At 62.1% G+C, this 18,702-nt stretch carries 19 protein-coding genes; 17 read left to right on the top strand and 2 right to left on the bottom strand.

Features of this window, described 5'->3' with window-relative positions:
* Positions 1-10 precede the first annotated feature (10 nt).
* From argF to HMPREF1023_RS12625, 16 genes are all read left to right on the top strand, one after another.
* The gene (gene argF / locus HMPREF1023_RS12695) at positions 11-1,027 is read left to right on the top strand and encodes an ornithine carbamoyltransferase (RefSeq protein WP_009306809.1); all 1,017 of its coding nucleotides are present in this window, start codon (positions 11-13) and stop codon (positions 1,025-1,027) included.
* Between the two features lie 133 nt (positions 1,028-1,160).
* The gene (locus HMPREF1023_RS12690; protein ID WP_009306807.1) at positions 1,161-2,675 is read left to right on the top strand and encodes a YfcC family protein; all 1,515 of its coding nucleotides are present in this window, start codon (positions 1,161-1,163) and stop codon (positions 2,673-2,675) included.
* 87 nt (positions 2,676-2,762) lie between these two features.
* Positions 2,763-3,623, top strand: a complete 861-nt coding sequence (locus HMPREF1023_RS12685; protein WP_009306805.1) for a dimethylarginine dimethylaminohydrolase family protein — start codon at positions 2,763-2,765, stop codon at positions 3,621-3,623.
* A 27-nt stretch (positions 3,624-3,650) separates the two neighbouring features.
* Complete coding sequence (locus tag HMPREF1023_RS12680) at positions 3,651-4,640, top strand: hydroxyacid dehydrogenase (protein ID WP_009306803.1); 990 nt, start codon at positions 3,651-3,653, stop codon at positions 4,638-4,640.
* 330 nt (positions 4,641-4,970) lie between these two features.
* Entirely contained in the window at positions 4,971-6,149 is a 1,179-nt protein-coding gene (locus tag HMPREF1023_RS12675; RefSeq protein WP_009306801.1) for a PucR family transcriptional regulator, read from the top strand.
* A 403-nt stretch (positions 6,150-6,552) separates the two neighbouring features.
* A complete protein-coding gene (locus HMPREF1023_RS12670; protein ID WP_009306798.1) occupies positions 6,553-6,738 on the top strand; it encodes a hypothetical protein in 186 nt (61 codons plus the stop codon).
* Between the two features lie 209 nt (positions 6,739-6,947).
* The gene (locus HMPREF1023_RS12665) at positions 6,948-8,228 is read left to right on the top strand and encodes an aspartate kinase (RefSeq protein WP_009306796.1); all 1,281 of its coding nucleotides are present in this window, start codon (positions 6,948-6,950) and stop codon (positions 8,226-8,228) included.
* A gap of 117 nt (positions 8,229-8,345) precedes the next feature.
* The gene (locus HMPREF1023_RS16115; protein WP_009609461.1) at positions 8,346-8,480 is read left to right on the top strand and encodes a hypothetical protein; all 135 of its coding nucleotides are present in this window, start codon (positions 8,346-8,348) and stop codon (positions 8,478-8,480) included.
* A gap of 153 nt (positions 8,481-8,633) precedes the next feature.
* On the top strand, positions 8,634-9,683 hold the full coding sequence (locus tag HMPREF1023_RS12660) for an aspartate-semialdehyde dehydrogenase (protein ID WP_009306794.1): 1,050 nt from the start codon (positions 8,634-8,636) through the stop codon (positions 9,681-9,683).
* Between the two features lie 442 nt (positions 9,684-10,125).
* Entirely contained in the window at positions 10,126-12,150 is a 2,025-nt protein-coding gene (locus tag HMPREF1023_RS12655; protein WP_009306792.1) for a DUF6541 family protein, read from the top strand.
* A gap of 87 nt (positions 12,151-12,237) precedes the next feature.
* Entirely contained in the window at positions 12,238-13,008 is a 771-nt protein-coding gene (locus HMPREF1023_RS12650) for a TlyA family RNA methyltransferase (RefSeq protein WP_009306790.1), read from the top strand.
* On the top strand, positions 13,005-13,370 hold the full coding sequence (locus HMPREF1023_RS12645) for a YccF domain-containing protein (protein ID WP_009306788.1): 366 nt from the start codon (positions 13,005-13,007) through the stop codon (positions 13,368-13,370). The genes HMPREF1023_RS12650 and HMPREF1023_RS12645 overlap by 4 nt, the downstream gene beginning before the upstream one ends.
* 104 nt (positions 13,371-13,474) lie before the next feature.
* Positions 13,475-13,786 carry a type II toxin-antitoxin system RelB/DinJ family antitoxin gene (locus tag HMPREF1023_RS12640; protein WP_009306787.1) on the top strand — a complete coding sequence of 104 codons (312 nt, stop codon included), beginning with the start codon at positions 13,475-13,477 and terminating at the stop codon, positions 13,784-13,786.
* Entirely contained in the window at positions 13,783-14,238 is a 456-nt protein-coding gene (locus tag HMPREF1023_RS12635) for a PIN domain-containing protein (protein ID WP_009306785.1), read from the top strand. Before HMPREF1023_RS12640 ends, HMPREF1023_RS12635 begins: the two co-directional genes overlap by 4 nt.
* 58 nt (positions 14,239-14,296) lie before the next feature.
* Positions 14,297-14,671: a hypothetical protein gene (locus HMPREF1023_RS12630; protein WP_009306783.1), complete on the top strand. Its 375-nt coding sequence runs from the start codon at positions 14,297-14,299 to the stop codon at positions 14,669-14,671.
* The gene (locus HMPREF1023_RS12625) at positions 14,652-14,969 is read left to right on the top strand and encodes a type II toxin-antitoxin system RelE/ParE family toxin (protein ID WP_009306782.1); all 318 of its coding nucleotides are present in this window, start codon (positions 14,652-14,654) and stop codon (positions 14,967-14,969) included. Before HMPREF1023_RS12630 ends, HMPREF1023_RS12625 begins: the two co-directional genes overlap by 20 nt.
* 55 nt (positions 14,970-15,024) lie before the next feature.
* Here the strand turns inward: HMPREF1023_RS12625 and HMPREF1023_RS12620 are convergent, their stop codons facing one another.
* Positions 15,025-16,389: a PFL family protein gene (locus HMPREF1023_RS12620; RefSeq protein ID WP_009306779.1), complete on the bottom strand. Its 1,365-nt coding sequence runs from the start codon at positions 16,387-16,389 to the stop codon at positions 15,025-15,027.
* Positions 16,390-16,562: 173 nt separating this feature from the next.
* Positions 16,563-17,546 (bottom strand): biotin--[acetyl-CoA-carboxylase] ligase, encoded by a 984-nt coding sequence (locus HMPREF1023_RS12615; protein ID WP_009306778.1) that lies wholly within the window; start codon positions 17,544-17,546, stop codon positions 16,563-16,565.
* Between the two features lie 483 nt (positions 17,547-18,029).
* Between HMPREF1023_RS12615 and HMPREF1023_RS12610 the strand changes: the two genes are divergently transcribed.
* On the top strand, positions 18,030-18,692 hold the full coding sequence (locus HMPREF1023_RS12610; RefSeq protein WP_009306776.1) for a TetR/AcrR family transcriptional regulator: 663 nt from the start codon (positions 18,030-18,032) through the stop codon (positions 18,690-18,692).
* Positions 18,693-18,702 lie beyond the last annotated feature (10 nt).

Below are 18,702 nucleotides of genomic sequence, written 5' to 3'. Positions count from 1 at the left end.
GGAGCTTCACATGACCGAGTCGGTATTCCGGGGACGCAGCCTCCTCTCCACGAGGGACTACACGAAAGACGAGCTGATGTACCTCATCGGGTTCGCCGAACATCTCAAAGACCTGAAGAAGCGGGGCGTCGAGCATCGCTACCTCGCAGGCAAGAACATCGCGCTCTTGTTCGAGAAGACGTCCACCCGCACCCGCGCCGCGTTCACCACCGCGTGCATCGACCTGGGCGCGCACCCCGAGTATCTGGGCAAGAACGACATCCAGCTGGGCAAGAAGGAGACGGTGCGCGACACCGCGCTGGTGCTGGGCAGCATGTTCGACGGCATCGAGTTCCGCGGCTTCAAGCAGGAGCACGTCGAGGATCTGGCGAAGTACAGCGGCGTGCCGGTGTGGAACGGCCTCACCGACAAGGAGCATCCCACCCAGATGCTGGCCGACTTCATGACCATGAAGGAGAACTTCGGCACGCTGGAGGGCCTCACGCTGGCCTACTGCGGCCAGGGACGCAACAACGTGCAGAACTCCCTCATGATCACCAGCGCCATCCTGGGCGTGAACTACGTGAACGCCACGCCGGCCGAACTCGAGCCCGACCCGGCCATCGTCGAGGTGGCGCGGGCCTTCGCCGCCGAGAGCGGCGCTACCATCACGGTGACGAACGACCCGGTGGAGGCGGTGGAGAATGCCGACGCCATCTACACGAACGTGTGGGCGGCCATGGGCGAGGAGTCTCAGTTCGCTGAGCGCGTGAAGCTCATGTCGCCCTACCAGGTGAACGCTGAGCTGCTGTCCCATGTGAAGAACCCGGACTACATCTTCCTGCACTGCCTGCCGGCCTTCCATAATGCGGAGACCGAGTACGCCGCCGATATGGCCGAGCGCTTCGGCGTGAAGGAGATGGAAGTTACCGACGAGGTGTTCTACTCCGACCACGGCCGCCAGTTCCAGCAGGCTGAGAACCGCATGCACACCATCAAGGCCATCATGGCGGCCACCCTGGGCGATCTGTACATCCCCTGCGTCTAAACACGCTTCCCGGTACGCCGTGCGGCTCTGCGCAGGGTCGCACGGCAGGCTCGGTCTGCGAGGATGCCGCTTCTGCGGCACCCTTGGGCAGCTGCGCCCCGCTGTGCCGGAAGCGTCGAGGAGAGGAGCATCCATGCCAGACAACGAGCCCGAGAAGGGCAAGAAGAAATTCAAGATGCCGAACACCTACGTCATCCTGTTCGGGGTCATCTGCTTCATCGCCGTGCTCAGCTGGTTCGTGCCGGGCGGCGCGTACGAGCTGAACGCCAACGGCGACGCTATTTCGGGGACGTACCACATCGTGGAGTCCAACCCGCAAGGGTTGTGGGACGTGTTCATGGCGCCCATCACGGGCATGCTGGGTTCGGGCGCCATCAGCGGCGCCATCGCCATCTCGCTGACCATCTTGCTGTTCGGCAGCTTCCTCGAGATGATGGAGGAAACCGGTGCGGTGAAGACGGCGCTCAAGCGCATCACCATGAAGAACCAGAACAACATGCACCTGCTTATCGCCATCCTTGTATGCCTCATGTCGTTCCTCGGCACCTTGGAGGGCGCCTACGAGGAAGGAATCGTGTACTTCCTCATGTTCGTGCCGGTGATCCTGGCGCTGGGGCTGGACACCGTGGTGGCCATCATGATCGTGGTGCTGGGCACGCAGGCCGGCTGCCTGGCCTCGACGGTGAACCCGTTCGCCACGGGCATCGCGTCGGGCATCGCAGGCATCTCGGCCGGCGACGGCATGGGCATGCGTGTGCTGATGCTGGTGGTGTTCACGGGACTCGTCATCTTCATCATCAACCGCTACGCCGACAAGGTGAAGGCTCATCCCGAGAAGTCGGTCCAGTTCTTCCGTCGCAAGCTCGATCTTATCGAGTTCCCGGTCTCGGCTGACGAGAACCTGGAGCTGTCCGGCCGTCAGAAGGGCGTGCTGGCCATCTTCGTCCTCACGTTCGCCATCATGGTGGTGGGGTGCGTGCCGTGGACTTCCATCAACCCTGATTGGACGTTCTTCGAGCAGTTCGTGTCGTGGATCGGCGTCACGCCGGTGCTGCGCGAGGTGTTGGGCAGCGACATCACGCCGTTCGGTTCGTGGTACTTCCCCGAGATCGCCATGCTCGTGATGGTGATGACGCTGCTCGCGGGCATCGTCATGCGCTACAAGGCCGATAAGATCATCGACACGCTGATCAAGGGCGCTGCCGGGCTCGTGTCCACCGCGTTCGTCGTGCCGCTGGCGCGAGGCATCCAAGTGGTGATGGACGGCGGGCAGATCACGCCCACTATCTTGCACATGTGCGAGAGCACGCTGTCGGCCCTGCCTCCCGTCGCCTTCGTCATCGTGGCGCTGGTCTGCTACTTCCTCATCGCGTGCCTCATCCCGTCGTCGACGGGGCTGGCGGCCGCGACCATGGGCATCATGGCGGCGCTGTCGCAGTTCGCCGGCGTGGACGTGGCCATCATGGTGACCATCTACTGCATGGCGCTGGGCCTGGCCAAGATGATCTCGCCTACGTCCATCGTGGTGATGACCTGCACCTCGGCCGCCCACATGAGCTACGGCGACTGGGTGAAGCGCGCCGCTCCCATCGTGGGCTTCCTGTTCCTGGTGTGCTGCGTGTTCCTCACCGTGGCCGTGATGCTGTAACCCTCCGCGCTGCCCCCCGGGGCGCCCCGCGCGCTCCGGCTTCTCAAACTGCTTCCCAAACAACCTGTCAAACGAAAGGAGCCTATCATGGCTGAAGAAGAGAAGGTCTACGTGTCCAACGCAACGAACCCCCTGAAGAAAGTGATGATGTGCTCGCCGCGATACTACCAGTTCAACGGCATCAACGTGATCACTGCCGAGTGGATGAAGAAGGGCGACCAGGAAAAGAACGACGTCATGGTTGCCGAGTGGCAGATGCTGGTGGATGCGTTCAAAGACAACGGTATCGAAGTGGTCGAAGTGGAGGCGCGCCCCGAGTTCGAGGTGATGACGTTCGCCCGCGACTACGGTTGCATGATCAAGGAAGGCGCCGTGATCGGCCACTTCCGCCACCCGGTCCGTCAGGTGGAGGCCGTGGCGTACGAGGAGAAGCTGAAGGAGATGGGCGTTCCCATCGTGGCGCGCGTGAACGCGGGCTGCATGGAGGGCGGCGACTTCTGGATGATCGACGAGCACACGCTGGCGTTCGGCCAGGTGGACCGTACCGACCAAGCCGGCGTGGACAACCTGCGCGACCAGCTGCAGAAGTTCGGCTACACCGTGGTGGGCGTGCCGTGCCCGCCGGACAACCTGCATCTCGATATGATCTTCAACATCGTGGCCCCGCAGGTGGCGCTGGCTTGCATCGACCAGCTGCCCTACAACTTCCTGCAAATGCTGAAGCGTCGCAATTTCGAACTGATCCCCGTTGCCAGCGAAGATATGTACAAGCACGGCTGCAACGTGCAGTGCATCGGCAACGGCAAAGTGGTGGCAATCGAGAAGAACAAGCACATCAACGACAAGATGCGCGCGCTGGGCTTGGACGTGATCGACGTGCCGCTCGATCAGATCCTGCATGCGGGCGGCGGTCCTCACTGCCTGACCCAGCCCATCGAGCGTCCGTAACTTCGTCGAGACGAAAGAAGGGTTGCCATGAAGGTTCTCATCTGCGATCACGCCGATTGCATGATGCCCGACCACGCGTTGGAGATCGAAACCCTGCGCGCGGGTCTGGGCGAGGACGTGGAGGTCGAGGTTCTCGAGTACGAGGACGATAAGCGTGATGAATTCTACGAGCATGTGGCCGATGCCGACGCGTTGCTGACGGCGTTCGTTACGGTGGATGCCGAGGCTATGGATCGCGCGCCGAAGCTCAAGGTGGTTTCGCTGAACTCTACCGGGTTCGACCAGGTTGACCTGGACGAGGCCACGAAGCGAGGCATCGGGGTCTGCCCGGTGGGCGAGTACTGCACGTGGGACGTGGCCGAGAGCGCCATCGCGTACATGGGCGCGCTCAACAAGCACTTCAAGTTCTACCAGAGGGAGATCGACGAGCGGCACAAGTGGGATTACGCCGCGGCGCCCCAGTGGCCGCGTCTGGAGGATCAGGTGCTGGGCATCGTCGGGTTCGGCAAGATCGGCAAATGCACGGCCGAGAAGGCGATGGGCCTCGTGAAGCGCGTGATAGCCTGCGATCCGCACGCTGACGACGCTGCATTCGCCGAGCGTGGAGTGACGCGCGTAAGCAAGGAAGAGCTGCTGTCTCAGGCCGATATCATCGTGAACCACATGTGCTTGACCGATGACAACGTGCGCTTTTTCGACGAGGCGGCGTTCGACGCGATGGCGCGACGCCCTATCTTCATCAACCTGGGCCGCGGCCTGTGCGTTGATGAGGAAGCGCTTGTGGACGCGCTCGATGCGGGCAAGCTCCGTGCGTTCGGCGCGGACGTGCTGTACGACGAGACGCCCGACTTGGCCGCGAACAAGCTGGTGGGGCGCGACAACGTCATCATCACGCCCCATTCTGCGTTTTACTCGACCACGGCTATCGAAGACTTGGAGCGTTTGAGCTGCGAGAACATCGTCCATTTCCTGAAAGGCGAGAAGGAGAAGGTATTCAAGCTGGTCAACGAGGTGTAGGGCGAAACGGAGGGAGGGCCGTCGCAAGTACGGCCCTCCCTCGCTGCGCGCGTTCTGGGCGCAAACGGCCTCCTGTGACAAAGTTCGCCATGGCGAACCGCCGATTTTCCGAAGCGGAAAATCGCCACCAGGCATTATGCCGAACGTCATCCGGGTCGGTCGGCGCGAGCGGCCCGAAAACGCCTCGGGAATTGTCATGGGTGCGCTTTCGCGTCCATTTTTCTCGCGAGTCGGGTTGGATGCTTCGTGCCGAACGGCAGGATGCGCCAAGTGGCGCAGGACGGCGACTCGTCGTATCATGTCCGTGACAGGTTTCGGAAGGAGCTCCTCGTGATCACGGTTGCGGACATACTTGCGTTGCCGGCGTTCGAGCAGGTGCAGCCGCTGGTGCTGTGCGAAGGAGCCGAGTCGCGAGAAGTCCACAACGTGGGCATCCTCGATTGCGCTCCCGATAAGGACGGCGGCTACGAATCGTACATTCCCGGCGAGTTCATCGTGACGAACCTGGGGTTCGCGCACGACGATCCGGAATTGTCCGAGCGATCGCTTCTGGTTCTGATAGCGCGCGGCGTTTCGGGTATTGCGCTGAAGAAAGCGTATCGCCCCATCGTCAGCGACCGCGTGCGGGCTGCCAGCGAGGCGGCGGGCGTGCCAATGTACTTGTACGACGGCGGCTACCACGAAGTGGTGGCATATCAGGCGCTCGATCTGATTCGGCGCGACAGCGAGCAATCCGATAAGGGACGCATCATGGACGGCTTGCTTTCTGGGCACGATCCGCATGCTGCCCGTGCGGCGTTGTACGAGCTGGCGGGGGCGACCGGATCGACCGTCCAATGCATAGCGGCGTCCCCGAAAGCGGACGACGAATGCTCCCTATACGCCATGCTCGACGCGATGACCGTCGTGTTGGCCGAGTTCAAGCGCGATTGGGACGATGTGGTGGAGGCGGTGTTCGCCTTCCGCTACCATGGCGCGTTGCTTGCGCTGGTGTCGTACGCGCAGCCTCCTGCCGGCGTGCGAACTCGCTCCGAAAGCGACCTGACGATGCGCCTTTTGGCTGCGGGCCAGGTGCATCTGGGAGTGGGCGAGGAGACGCCGCTTTCCGACGGCGACATGAGCGTGCGCGAGGCGCTTGCCGCGTTGAAGACGGCGCAGGTTGAGGGCGATCGCGTGGTGTGCTGGGCCGATCTGCATCACGATGCGTTTCGTGCGGCCGCCAACGAGGGGCGCTTGTTCTGGCGCACGGCCGCGCTGCACAGGGCCTTGCTGGAAGAGCACGACGACGCCCACGGCACCGAGCTTGCCGCGACTGCCGAGGCGGTCGCGCGCGCCTACGGCGACCTGCGTCTGGCGGCCGAGGCGTTGCATCAGCATCCGAACACCGTTCGCTACCGCCTGCGCAAAGCTAAGGACGTGCTCGGCATGCCCGATTCCCCCGATCGCGAGTTCGCGTTCCTGCTGGGCCTCGTGTATCTGGACTACACGAACCCCTTGCTGCAGCCGTAAGGGCAGGGGGCGGCGGCTCGCTACGCGGCGCTCGATGCTTTCTCGGCCAGTCCGCCTGCAATAATATGATTTAAATCATCATGGACAAAAAGCACTACTTTTCAGTAGTTTTCGACGCGTAATGGGAGCGAGCAGGAAAGAGAGGTCGAAGAAACCCCAGGTGATGAAAAGCTATTCCAAAATGAGAATAAAGAAAAACGGCATATTTTGTCCATGATGGTTTTGGTAATGAATCAAGTCGCAGCGCGCCGCTGTCTCACGAGGCAACGGAGGCGCTTTGAAGCTGTCGGGACGCTTGTTTGTACGATCGGCCAAAACCGACCGGCGAGGTTCTCCATTCGTCCAAAAGCCATCTTTCCTTGGTGCAGTACGCTGGATGCATCGAAAAGGAAAGGAGCATCTCATGTTTGGAAAACTGAACGAGCAAGCTGCGTCCGCCCTGCTGTCTTTGGAGCCCGGCGACCTGTCGTATTGCCTTAAGCTGGCGAAGCGCTTCGAGCACATGGGCATCGAGAGCGATCAGGCGAGCAATGCGTTGTGCACGCTCGTTGAGAGCGGCGAGCTGGAGACGATCTACCAGGCGGGGTAAGCGTATGCAGAGCAACGTCGAAGCTGTCTTCGGTTCGGGACGTCGCCCGCATGATCTGCTCGGTTTCGAGCGCATCATGCGGGCGACTGCTCGTTCTCTTCGTTTTCCCCATGTAAAAAGCTCCTGTTAACGGGCTTTCTATAGGCGACGATGCGACCGTTTGGTATAGTGGACAGCCGATTGGGTTCAACATGACGAGAAAGAGCACCATGTCGCTAATCGTATGCAAATTCGGGGGCACGTCCGTCGCTTCGCCTGAGCGCATCCAGATGGTCGCGAAGAAGCTCATTGCGAAGAAGCAGGCCGGGCACCAGGTGGTCGCCGTCGTGTCCGCCATGGGCAAAACCACCGACGAGCTCGTGGGCCTTGCGGCCTCGCTCAACGACAACCCGCCAGCGCGCGAGATGGACCGTCTGCTGTCCACGGGCGAGCAGGTGTCCATGACGCTGCTGGCCATGGCCATCGAAGCGCGCGGCTACAAGGCCATGAGCTTCACGGGCCGCCAGGCCGGCATCGAAACGGACGGCACGCACGCCAAGGCCAAGATCGTGAAGGTGCACAACGAGCGCATCATGGAGGCTCTGAACAGGGGCGTTATCGCGGTAGTGGCCGGGTTCCAGGGCATCGACGCCAACGGCGACATCACCACGCTTGGTCGCGGCGGCTCCGACACCACGGCGGTGGCGGTGGCGCACGGCCTGGATGCCGACGTGTGCGAGATCTACTCCGACGTGGACGGCGTGTACACGGCCGACCCGCGCGTGTGCCCGCGCGCCAAGAAGCTCGACGTCATCTCCTACGACGACATGCTTGAGCTGTCCAGCTCCGGTGCCGGCGTGCTGCAGATGCGCGCCGTGGAGTTCGCGCGCAAGTACCAGGTGGTCATTCATTCCCGTTCGGCGTTCTCCGACGCCGAAGGCACCTATATCAAGGAGGAAACCGACATGATGGAGGAAGCCGTCATCACCGGCATTGCCCACGATACGTCCGAGGTGAAGTTCACCATCCGCGGCGTGCCCGACATGACGGGCGTGGCCGCGAAGGTGTTCTCGGCGCTGGCCGGCAACGCGGTGAGCGTGGACATGATCATCCAGAACATCTCGGAAGCCGGTATCACCGACATCAGCTTCACGTGCCCCGGTGCCGATCTGGCGCGCGCGAAGGAGACGATCGAGCGCATTCTGCCCGACATCAGCGCCCGCGATTACGACGTGGACGAGGACATCGCGAAGGTGAGCCTCGTGGGCACGGGCATGAAGTCGTCTCCCGGCGTGGCGGCGCGCGCGTTCTCGACGCTGGGCGAGAACCAGATCAACATCCTGGCCATCTCCACGTCGCCCATCCGCCTGTCGGTCGTGGTGGACGGCGCGCAAGCTGCGGCGGCGGTGCGCTGCCTGCACAAGGCGTTCGACCTCGACTCCGACAGCGTGTTCGAGGAAACCCAGCTCAGCGCGGAGGAAATCGCTGCAAAGATGAACAAGGGAAGATAGAAGCTTTGCCATGCATGTGTTTCGCTGGCGATACGCATGTTAGAATGTGTGCGAGTCAGCGGATGTAAGTCCTGAGCGTCAGGCGGCACCTACTTCTTGAGGAAGGAGGTGACTCGCTTGGATGCTATCGTGATAATCCTCAAGCTCGCAGCTTCGGCTGTTGGGCTGGCGGCCGCGATTGTCGGCTTGCTTCGGGAGGCGGTGGCGTTCGCCAAGGCGCTTTGGGCGCACCAGAAAGAAGATGACCGCTAGCAGCAACTAGCGGTCACAAACCTTAACGGTGTCGCCTGCTCTTCACCTCAGGCCATCCGCTGACTTCTTCATTATATACTAGCGGCAGTTGGTTGCGCAAACGCGTGAGCGAGGCTTGTCGATAGGGTGCATAAGCGGGGAAAGGGAGTTGCTATGACATGGACGAAAGAGATTCCGGCTCATCCGGTGGTGGCTGTGGCGGGGGCCACGGGCGCGGTAGGCGCTGAGTTCTTGCAGGTGCTGCACGACGTCGATTTCCCGGCGGCCGAGGTGCGCGCGCTGGCGTCGGCCCGCTCGGCGGGCAAGAAGTTGCCGTTTTTGGGGTGCGGCCAGGTTCCGGCAGGCGAGCTCACGGTGCAGGAGATGACGCCGGAGTCGTTCGAAGGCGTGGATATCGCGCTGTTCTCGTGCGGTGCCAGCGTATCGAAGGAGATGCGCGAGGCCGTGGCCGCGGCCGGCGCCGTGATGATCGACAACTCCAGCGCGTTTCGCATGGACGAGGACGTGCCGTTGGTGGTGCCCGAGGTGAACCCCGGCGACGTGGCTTGGCATAACGGCGTGATCGCGAACCCGAACTGCTCCACCATCCAGATGGTGGTGGCGTTGAAGCCCCTGTACGATCTGTCGCGCATCAAGCGCGTGGTGGTGTCCACGTATCAGGCGGCCAGCGGCGGCGGTGCCCCGGCCATGGCCGAGCTGTACGACCAGACGAAAGAGTTCCTCGACGGCAAGTCCGACGACGAGCTCACGGTGAGCGCGTTCCAGCATCGCATCGCGTTCAACTGCATCCCGCACATCGACAAGTTCCTCGAGGACGACTCCACCAAGGAAGAATGGAAGATGGTCGTCGAGACGAAGAAAATAATGGGAGACCAGGACATTCGCGTGGCCGCTACGTGCGTGCGCGTGCCCGTGCTACGCTGCCATGCTGAGGCCGTTTACGTGGAGTTCCAGGACGAGGTGAGCGTCGAGGCCGCGCGCGCGGCGCTCGAGGCGTTCCCGGGCATCGTGGTCATGGACGACTGCGCCACGAACACGTATCCCATGCCGGGTCTGCTGGCCGGCACGAACGAGACGTATGTCGGTCGTCTGCGCCGAGACGACACGGTTGATCACGGCTTGGCCATGTGGGTGGTCGCTGACCAGATCCGCAAGGGCGCGGCCCTGAACGCCGTGCAAATCGCCCAGCTGCTGCTGCCGTAAGGCGCAGCGGGCATCGTGCTTGTTCCGGCGGCCGCCTTCGGGCGGCCGCCGTGCGTTGGGAAACGTTTGCTTCCGAGGGAGGCGACGCCCAGCGGAGCGAAGTCCTCGACTTGTGTGCGCTTCTGCCACGAAAATCGACGATTTCTCCCATGTCCTTGAGTTATGTGCACCCGGAAAACACACGATTTGGTTAAGGCGAGGTTCGATAAAAACGCGACCAGGCATGATGCCGAAACGTATGCGGTCTTTCGTCCAAACGCGGCGCGATTTGCATGACAGAGGTGCGCATAAGTCGGGGACATAGGAGAAAACAGCCGGTTTGATTGCAGAAAACTGATAACTCTCTTATAGCCGAAAACGAGGCAATGGATTCGCATTAGCGCACCCTTGCGTCTATAATCTTCAGATCGTAGGTGTTGGAAACCAATTCTTGGGGAATTCTATGTGGCTCATGCTTGCCTTGGCGGTGGTCGTATGCGTTGCGGTGCTGTATGTGCCGGGGTACTTGTTCGCCCGCTCGCTGTTCGTCTCTCGTTTCGCTTCCGTCGCGATTGCGCCGATGATCTCGATTTTCTTCCTGGCGGTGCTGGGTATCGTCCTGTTCGAGGTCGGCGTGACGTGTTCGGGCCCCGTATTGCTGGCGATCGCCGTCGCGATCGGCGCGATTGCCTTGCTGGTGAGCAAGGGCATCGCTCGGGCGAAAGCCCCGAACGCCTCTCGTGAGCTGATCGCCATCGACGACGTGAAGGGCGCGTGGAAGGCGGCGGCTCTCTACGTCGCGGTGGCGTTCGCGGTCGTGTTCGTCGTGTTCCTGTTGGCCATCGACGGTCCGGAATCGTTTTCGAGGAACGATGACACCACCGTGCACCTCGCGATTGTGCGAGGATTCCTGGACACGGGCACGTTCTCCACGTTGCATGCGAGCTCGTACCTCGATCAGGGCGTCACCAGCTCGTTCTATCCTTCGGCTTGGCATGCGGTCACGGCGTTCGTGGCGTCTTTCTTCGGCAATGCCGTGACGCTTGCCGCAAACGCTTCCATCATCGCGCTGACGGCGGTGGTGTTTCCCCTGGGCATGTGCCTGCTGTTCCTGAAGCTGTTCGGCGAAGGCAAGCGGGTCGTATGGGCGGGCTCGCTGTTCGTTGTAGCGTTCTGCGGGTTCCCGTGGGGGTTCGTCGTGTACGGCCAGCTGCTTTCGAACATGGTGTCCTTCATGCTGATCCCGCTGGCGTTCATCGCGCTTGTCGGGGCGATCGAAGCGAAGGGACTCTCGGGTAAGGTCAGGCTCGCGCTCCTCGTGGCGGCGGGTCTCATTTCCATAGCGCTGTCGCAGCCGAACGGCGCGTTCACCTTCGGAATCTGGGCGGTGCTCTACTGCATGGGCCGGATACTGGTGCCGCCTTGCGACGACGCGCCGCGCATCGCCTCGAAGCGCATCGCGGCAGCCGCAGCGCTTTTCGCGGTGGCATGCGCGGGCTGGGCCATGCTGTATTTCGCCCCGTTCTTGCAGAACGTGGTTCAGTACACGTGGAAAGCCACGCTTTCACCTCTCGAGGCGATCGGCGGTGGCCTGCTGTTCATGTTCACGACGCGCGAGGGCGTGCAGCCTTTCTTGAGCGTCGCGGTGCTGGCGGGCGTCATCTACACGTGCAGGAACAGGCGGTACTTGTGGATGACGGTCGCTTACGCGTTCGCCTTCGTCGTGTACGTTATCGACGTGTCGACCGACGGCGTGGTGAAGCAGGTGCTGTCGGGGTTCTGGTACACCGACTACTACCGAACGGGCGCGATGACGGCGCTTTTCGCCATCCCGCTTGCTTCCTTGGGTTTCGTCCAACTGGTCGATATCGTCAGGTCGTGGTGCGCGAAGGCTCTGCGCGTGCAGGCGGATCATCCGAAGTGCAGGTACCTGCCGGTGGGCATCCTCGTCGCGCTGATGCTCATGTGCCAGTTCTTCCCCTTTCATGCGAAGCTGATGGGTAAAACCGACATCGGCGCGGGTCTGGTGAAAATCCATCGCGAGGTGTCGATGCGGTATTCATGGGATCGCGGGTTGACGGGGGAGGAAGACGCGTTCGTGAAGAAGGCGATGGAGCTGATTGGGGAGGGTGCTCTCGTCATCAACGTGCCGAGCGACGGCAGCTGCTGGAGCTACGGGGTGGAGGGCATCAACACCTATTTCAGGCGCTCGTCCGACAACGGAAGGGGCGGTGCCGAGGAAAGCAAGATCCTTCGTACACAGCTGCGCGATATCAGCACGTCCGAAGAGGTGCAGCGGCTCGTGAACGACCTCGACGCGCGCTACGTGCTGATGCTCGACGTGCAGGGAAGCGACCATCGCACCACGACGACCATCCGCTACAAAGAGGAGAATTGGCGCGGCATCGAAACCATCGACGAGCAGACACCGGGCTTCAAGCTGCTTCTCAGCGAAGACGACATGCGGCTCTACGAGATCGTGGGGTAGCGCTCGCGATCCTTTCCTGCGCCAAGCGGGAAACGGCGAGACCCTCCGTTTCCATCGGTGCAGACGCGCTTGCTATATACTGTGCCCATGAAGAAAATCAGACTTGATACGCTGTTGGTGGAGCAGGGATACTTCGCGGATGCCGACGCGGCGCTGCGCGCGGTGCTGGCGCACGAGGTGAAGGTGGGCGACGTGTACGCCACCAGCGCCGCCGTGCGCGTGGCGCCGGATGCCGAGGTGGTGGTGAAGAACCGCAAGCGGTTCGTGTCGCGCGGCGGCCATAAGCTGCAAGGGGCGCTCGATGCGTTCGGACAGGACGTGCGCGGTTTGCGGTGCCTGGACATCGGCTCGTCCACCGGCGGTTTCAGCGACTGCCTGCTGCAGGCGGGCGCGGCCAGCGTGGCGTGCGTCGACGTGAACTACGGGCAGTTGGCATGGAAGCTGCGGCAGGATCCGCGCGTGAGCGTGTTCGAGCGCGTGAACATCAAGCTGGCCGATCCAGTGGAATTGGGCGCTCCCTTCGACGTGCTGGTGGCCGACCTCAGCTTCATCGGCCTCGCGGCGCTCGCGCCCGTGTTCGCGCGCCTCTCGCAGTCGGGCACGGTGTTCATAGGGCTGGTGAAGCCTCAGTTCGAGTCGCGACCCGACGAGACGGAGCACGGCGTGGTGCGCGACGAGGCCGTGCGGCGGCGCACGGTGGACGAGGTGCGCGCGGCGTTGGCGGATGCCGGGTTCGACGCGACGGGCGTCGTGGAGTCGCCCATCACAGGGCCCGAGGGCAATGTGGAGTACCTGGTGCGCGCCGTGTTCGAAGGGTCTCGCGATGACGGGGGCCGTGGTGAAGGGGGGCGTTCATGAGCGTGATCGGCAACATACTGTGGTTCATCTTCGCGGGGTTCTGGCAGGGCGTGAGCTGGTGCCTCGTCGGCCTTGTGTGGTGCATCACCATCGTGGGCATCCCCGTGGGCACGCAGTGCTTCAAGATGGCGGGGCTCGCGTTCTTCCCGTTCGGCAAGGAAGTCGAATACGGCGGGGGCGCGGGGTCGGCCATCCTCAACGTGCTGTGGTTCGTGTTCGGCGGCGTGTTCCTGGCGCTCGAGGCGCTGCTCAACGGCGTGCTGCTGTGCATCACCGTCATCGGCATCCCCTTCGGCCTGCAATGCTTCAAGCAGGCGAAGCTTGCCCTGCTGCCCTTCGGCGCCGTGGTGAGAGGGAAGTAGGGAAGGGGCGCGTTTGCATCCGCGGTTCTTCGAACGCGAGAGTCTTTCGCTTCGTGTGCTAACATGCTATATTAATGTTGTACGTACAACATAGGAGGTGCAGCATGGCCGATGCGATGGTGACGGCGCGCATGTCGCAGGAGAAGAAAGAGGCGGGCAACCGCGTGCTCGAACAGCTGGGCACGAACGCCTCGCAGGTGGTGAACCGCCTGTACGACTACGTGCTGGAGAATAAAAAGCTGCCGTTTCCGGAGGAGCAGGGGCGGCGGAAATACACGCAGGAGGAGATCGCCGAGGCGATTGCCTGGGTGGACAGCATTCCTCGAAAGGATCGCTTCTCCACCATGACCGACGATGAGATCAGGCGGGAGCGCTTGGTATCGCGCGGTCTTGCGACGAGCAAGGATTTCTCATGAGGCTGATGCTGGATTCGAGCATTGTGATCGATTACCTCAAAATGAGAGATCCTTTCTATGCTGCCGCACGAAAACTCATCTTGCTGGGATTTCTTTCAGAGCATGAACTCTGGTTCAGCTCTGCGCAAGCGAATGATGTTTTCTATACCCTGACGGGAGGAGGAAAGCCTGCACTCGCTGTCCAGCTGAAACGTGATTTGAAGAAGCTTCGCCAAGGGGTTCGCATATGCGGCGTCAACGAGGTTGAGTTCGATGCTGCGCTTGATTCCTCATGGTCGGATCTCGAGGGCTCGTGCGTGCACCAATGCGCGCTGAAGCTGAAAGCCGATGCCATCATCGCGCGCAATCAAAAGGATTTCGAAAAGTCGTCCATCAAAGTGTTCGACTGCGACGAGCTGTTCGCCTACCTGGCCGAGGAGAAGGGCCTCGTCTACGAAGAGATACCCTGGTAGTCGTTCGCGTGTGATACACTGATGCCAAGCACCAAGCGCTTGGTAAAGGAGATGCAGTATGGGCTCAGCAGCTTTGGCAGAACCGCTGGCAATAAAGATTTCCAGCAAACGGCAGATCACCATCCCCGCGAAAGCGTACGAGGAGGCGGGGTTCAAAGACTACGCGCTCTGCACGTGGACCGACAAAGGCATGTTTTTGCAGCCGCTCGACGTCGAAGACGAAGACGTGACCATCGACATCCTTCGCTATCTGATCAACGAGGGCTACGAAGGGGAAGATCTGATTGCGCAGTATAAAGCCATGAAGAAGAAGGTCGTCTCCGTCAAGGACAAGCTCGACGAGGCCGAGCGCGATATCGCCGAGGGCCGGGTAGGATCGGCTCGGGAGATGCAAAATAGGATGCGGGAAAAATATGGGTTATACGGTCAATAAGTCGCTGCGTTTCGAGTGCGACTATGACGACATACTTGCGTATCTTGTAGACGATTTGAAATCGCCCCGATCAGCCCTGGCATTGATCAATGAAATGGATAGGGTCATCGATTTTTTGGAAACCACCCCATTTGCGAATTCCGTTTCAACAAAACCAACCTTGGCCAAGAACGAGTATCGAGAAATGACAGTTAAGAGTTATGTCGTGGTGTATAGAGTTCAAGAGTCGATCGTGCATCTTGTCCGCATGTTTCACCAAACCCAACGCTACGAGCGCTTCGTGATGGAATGGGGGTGATAGCAAAAGCGGCCCCGCAGGGCCGCTTTCGGAAACGCGCTGGCTGATCGCCTCGTTAGTTCTTCAAGGAGTTGAGGGGCGCGGGCATGCGGCCGCCGCGGTGGGCGAACGTGGTGCCGGCGAACTGGTTCACGGGCATGACCGGGGCGTAGCCCAGCAAGCCGCCGAAGTCCAGCTGGTCGCCCACCGTCTTGCCGATGGCCGGGATGAGGCGCACGGCGGTGGTCTTGGAGTTGATCATGCCGATGGCGCACTCATCGGCGATGATGCCGAAGATGGTCTCGACGGACGTGTCGCCGGGAACCGCGATCATGTCGAGGCCCACCGAGCACACGCAGGTCATGGCCTCCAGCTTCTCCAGCGACAGCGCACCGTCCTCGGCCGCGCGGATCATGCCGGCGTCCTCGGACACGGGGATGAACGCGCCGGACAGGCCGCCGACGGACGACGAAGCCATGACGCCGCCCTTCTTCACGGCGTCGTTCAGCATGGCGAGCGCTGCCGTGGTGCCCGGTCCGCCGCACTGGCCCACGCCGATGGCCTCGAGGATCTGGGCCACCGAGTCGCCCTCAGCCGGGGTGGGTGCCAGCGACAGGTCGAGGATGCCTTGCTGCACGCCCAAGCGCTTGCTTGCCTCGCGCGCCATGAGCTCGCCGGCGCGGGTGATCTTGAATGCGGTGGCCTTGATAGCTTCGGCAACCGATGTAATGTCGGCGTCCTTCGGCAGGTCGGCCAGCACGGCGCGCACCACGCCGGGGCCGGACACGCCCACGTTCACCACTTCGTCGGCCTCGCCCGAGCCGTGGAACGCACCGGCCATGAAGGGGTTGTCCTCCACGGCGTTGCAGAACACCACCAGCTTGCCGGCACCGATGCACTGGCGGTCGGCTGTGGCCTCGGCCGTGGCTTTGATGATGCCGGCCATCTTGAGCACGGCGTCCATGTTGATGCCCGCGCGCGTGGAGCCCACGTTCACCGACGAGCACACGTTGTCGGTGACGGACAGGGCGTGGGGGATGGAGTCCATCAGCTTGTGGTCGGCCTTGGACGCGCCCTTGTGCACGAGCGCGCTGAATCCGCCGACGAAGTCGACGCCCACTTCCTTGCCGGCCTTGTCCATGGCCACGGCGATGGGGGTGAGGTCGGCGGCGTTCGTGGCGGCGCAGATCTCGGCGATGGGAGTGACCGAGATGCGCTTGTTCACGATGGGGATGCCGAACTCGCGCTCCAGCTGCTCGGCCGTGGGCACGAGACGCTCGGCGGCGGCGGTCATGCGGTCGTACACCTTGCGCGCCATGACGTCTATATCGGCGTCCGTGCAACCTCGCAGGTTCAACCCCAGCGTGATCGTGCGGATGTCGAGGTGCTGCTTGCTCACCATGGCAAGCGTCTCGGCGATTTCAGCAGGCGTGATCTGCATGATGCCCCGTCTTTCTCTCAAATGATGGTTCGCGATGCGTATCGAACCAGCATAGCAAACCGCGCGCACGCCAACGGCGCGTTTCCCCCGTTTTCGGCGTTTCTTCTCATGGAAGAGGATCGCGGTTTGAGCCGGGCATGAACAAATGTTTCACGTGAAACACAGGGAGGGCGCTAAGGATGGGAGGCGATGGAGCCTATGGTCACCTCGCCGTAGGGGAGCTCGCGGCGGGATTTGTCGGGCAGCTCGATGACCAGCTTGAAGTCGGGCGTGAGATCGACGGCGCGGGCGCGCACGCGCGAAGCCCCCTGGCGCACGATCAGCGGCTGCCCCAGCAGAAAGCAACGGCGCCGGTACTCGTCGTGCAGCTTCGGGTCGTCCATGTGCTGGTAGAGGCTCCAGAAGCGCGCGAGGATGGCGGCCGCCAGCTCGCAGCGCACCGCGCCCGTGCGATCGTCGAGCACGGCGCCGGCGACGTCGGCGATGTCGTGCGGGAACCCGTCGGCCGGCGGCTTCACGTTCACGCCGATGCCCAGAACGGCATGCTCGAAGTGCCCCGACTCCATGTCCACCACGCCCTCGGTGAGGATGCCCGCCACCTTCCGGCCGTCGCAATAGATGTCGTTTACCCACTTGATGAGTGACTCTGCGCCCGTCACCTGCTCGATAGCCTGCGCGCACGCCACGGCTGCGGCGCATGTGATGAATTGGCCGCGGTCGGCGGCCAACGTGGGGCGCAGCACGATGCTGAGGTACAAGCCGGTGGCGGCAGGAGAGAAGAACGTCTTTCCGGGCCGTCCTTTGCCGGCGGTCTGCTCCTCGGCAACGACGACGGTGCCTTCGGCCGCGCCTTCGAGCGCGCGGCGGCGCGCTTCAGCGTTCGTGGAGTCCACGCGTTTGCGCACGGTGACGGCGAAAGCGTGGCTGTCCGGCAGGAACCGCTCGATACCTTGGGGCGACAACAAGTCGTTTTCTTGCGAGAGAGCGTACCCCCTGTTCGTGACCGCATCGATGGCATATCCTTCGGCACGCAGCGCCTTGACGGCTTTCCACACTGCGTTGCGGCTCACGCCGATGGCCTTGGCCATGGCGGCGCCCGATACGTGGCGCTCGCGGTTGTCCTCCAGCAAGCGCAGCAGTTGTTCCTTGGTACCCATGGGATCAATGATAGGGAGAGACGAGGAGGTCGTCAACGAGAAGTGTGAGCTAGGGTGACAATATTTTTCGAGCGGAGAACCTCTGCGAAAAGCTTCAGCAGATAACGCGTGCAAGATCCTTATGAAAAGCGTACGAATGTTTCACATGAAACATTCGTACGAGTGGTTGGCGGCTCGGCCCGAGCGTCAGATGCGATGCTGCCGACCGTCGTGCTCTTCGGCTCGAATTGCTCGATGCCGACCCCGGAACGGGCAGATACGAGCTCGGATTGGGCGGATGCGAGCGCGTAGGGGCTTCGGGCTCAAGCCGAGCTGGCGCAGCCGGGCCGCCCAGTCCTGACGCGACGGCGTCTCATCGTTGCAAAGGTGATCGGCGTAGGGTCAATTGAGCGCTCCTCGTTGTATTCGGTGCAGCGAACGGGTATAATACCCGTTAATGAACAACCTGTTCATTATTGATCCAGCTGTTCAATAGAGGTGATCATGACTACGACAACCGTCTCACCAGCCGCTGCCGCCGTCCAGTCGGCGCGCCGGTGCACGGCTGCGCCGCAGGATCGTCGCATCCTGCGCTCGAAGCGCGCGCTGCGCGACGCGCTCATCGAGCTGATGGAGGAGCGCAGCTTCGACGGCTTCTCGGTGAACGATCTGTGCGAGCGAGCCGACCTCAACCGCGGCACGTTCTACAACCATTTCCGCGATAAAGACGATCTGCTGGCTCAGCTGGAAGCCGAGGTCATGGAAGATCTCGAGCGCTTTCAGGTGCAGATGCGCAACCTCACCGTGCACGAGCTTTTGGGCTATCGCGCTCGTAAGAAGCCGTTGCCGCTGCTGGTTGGTCTGTTCGACTACCTGCGCGAGCAGGGCGCGTTCCTTCATGCGGTGTTGGGCTCCGGCGGCGATGTGGGCTTCGGCCCTCGCTTGCGCGACTCGTTGTGCACGAACCTCGTCCAGTCCGTCTTGCACGAGCGTTACCGCAACGACCCCGAACCGTTCGTCGGCTATTACGTGGCGTTCTTCGCGTCCGCCTATCTCGGCGTCATCACGCGCTGGATCGAGACGGGCATGCGGGAAAGCTCGGAGGAGATGGCGCTTATCGCCATGAGGCTGTTCTTCATCAAACCGGGCGAATCGATCAAGCTGTAAGGCAAGGGAG

Source organism: Eggerthella sp. 1_3_56FAA, assembly GCF_000185625.1.
Classification (GTDB): Bacteria; Actinomycetota; Coriobacteriia; order Coriobacteriales; family Eggerthellaceae; genus Eggerthella; species Eggerthella lenta.
Note: the sequence above shows the minus strand (reverse complement) of the source record. Positions and strands in the feature narration are given on the sequence as shown.

Bases quoted from the DNA above. Each gene is read 5' to 3' on its own strand.
- HMPREF1023_RS12645 (WP_009306788.1), top strand. From the start codon at position 13,005: ATGAGCGTGATCGGCAACATACTGTGGTTCATCTTCGCGGGGTTCTGG.
- HMPREF1023_RS12655 (WP_009306792.1), top strand. From the start codon at position 10,126: ATGTGGCTCATGCTTGCCTTGGCGGTGGTCGTATGCGTTGCGGTGCTG.
- HMPREF1023_RS12660 (WP_009306794.1), top strand. From the start codon at position 8,634: ATGACATGGACGAAAGAGATTCCGGCTCATCCGGTGGTGGCTGTGGCG.
- HMPREF1023_RS12625 (WP_009306782.1), top strand. From the start codon at position 14,652: ATGGGTTATACGGTCAATAAGTCGCTGCGTTTCGAGTGCGACTATGAC.
- HMPREF1023_RS12635 (WP_009306785.1), top strand. From the start codon at position 13,783: ATGAGGCTGATGCTGGATTCGAGCATTGTGATCGATTACCTCAAAATG.
- argF (WP_009306809.1), top strand. From the start codon at position 11: ATGACCGAGTCGGTATTCCGGGGACGCAGCCTCCTCTCCACGAGGGAC.
- HMPREF1023_RS12650 (WP_009306790.1), top strand. From the start codon at position 12,238: ATGAAGAAAATCAGACTTGATACGCTGTTGGTGGAGCAGGGATACTTC.
- HMPREF1023_RS12670 (WP_009306798.1), top strand. From the start codon at position 6,553: ATGTTTGGAAAACTGAACGAGCAAGCTGCGTCCGCCCTGCTGTCTTTG.
- HMPREF1023_RS12615 (WP_009306778.1), bottom strand. From the start codon at position 17,546: ATGGGTACCAAGGAACAACTGCTGCGCTTGCTGGAGGACAACCGCGAG.
- HMPREF1023_RS12620 (WP_009306779.1), bottom strand. From the start codon at position 16,389: ATGCAGATCACGCCTGCTGAAATCGCCGAGACGCTTGCCATGGTGAGC.
- HMPREF1023_RS12640 (WP_009306787.1), top strand. From the start codon at position 13,475: ATGGCCGATGCGATGGTGACGGCGCGCATGTCGCAGGAGAAGAAAGAG.
- HMPREF1023_RS12665 (WP_009306796.1), top strand. From the start codon at position 6,948: ATGTCGCTAATCGTATGCAAATTCGGGGGCACGTCCGTCGCTTCGCCT.
- HMPREF1023_RS12610 (WP_009306776.1), top strand. From the start codon at position 18,030: ATGACTACGACAACCGTCTCACCAGCCGCTGCCGCCGTCCAGTCGGCG.
- HMPREF1023_RS12630 (WP_009306783.1), top strand. From the start codon at position 14,297: ATGGGCTCAGCAGCTTTGGCAGAACCGCTGGCAATAAAGATTTCCAGC.
- HMPREF1023_RS12690 (WP_009306807.1), top strand. From the start codon at position 1,161: ATGCCAGACAACGAGCCCGAGAAGGGCAAGAAGAAATTCAAGATGCCG.
- HMPREF1023_RS12685 (WP_009306805.1), top strand. From the start codon at position 2,763: ATGGCTGAAGAAGAGAAGGTCTACGTGTCCAACGCAACGAACCCCCTG.
- HMPREF1023_RS12680 (WP_009306803.1), top strand. From the start codon at position 3,651: ATGAAGGTTCTCATCTGCGATCACGCCGATTGCATGATGCCCGACCAC.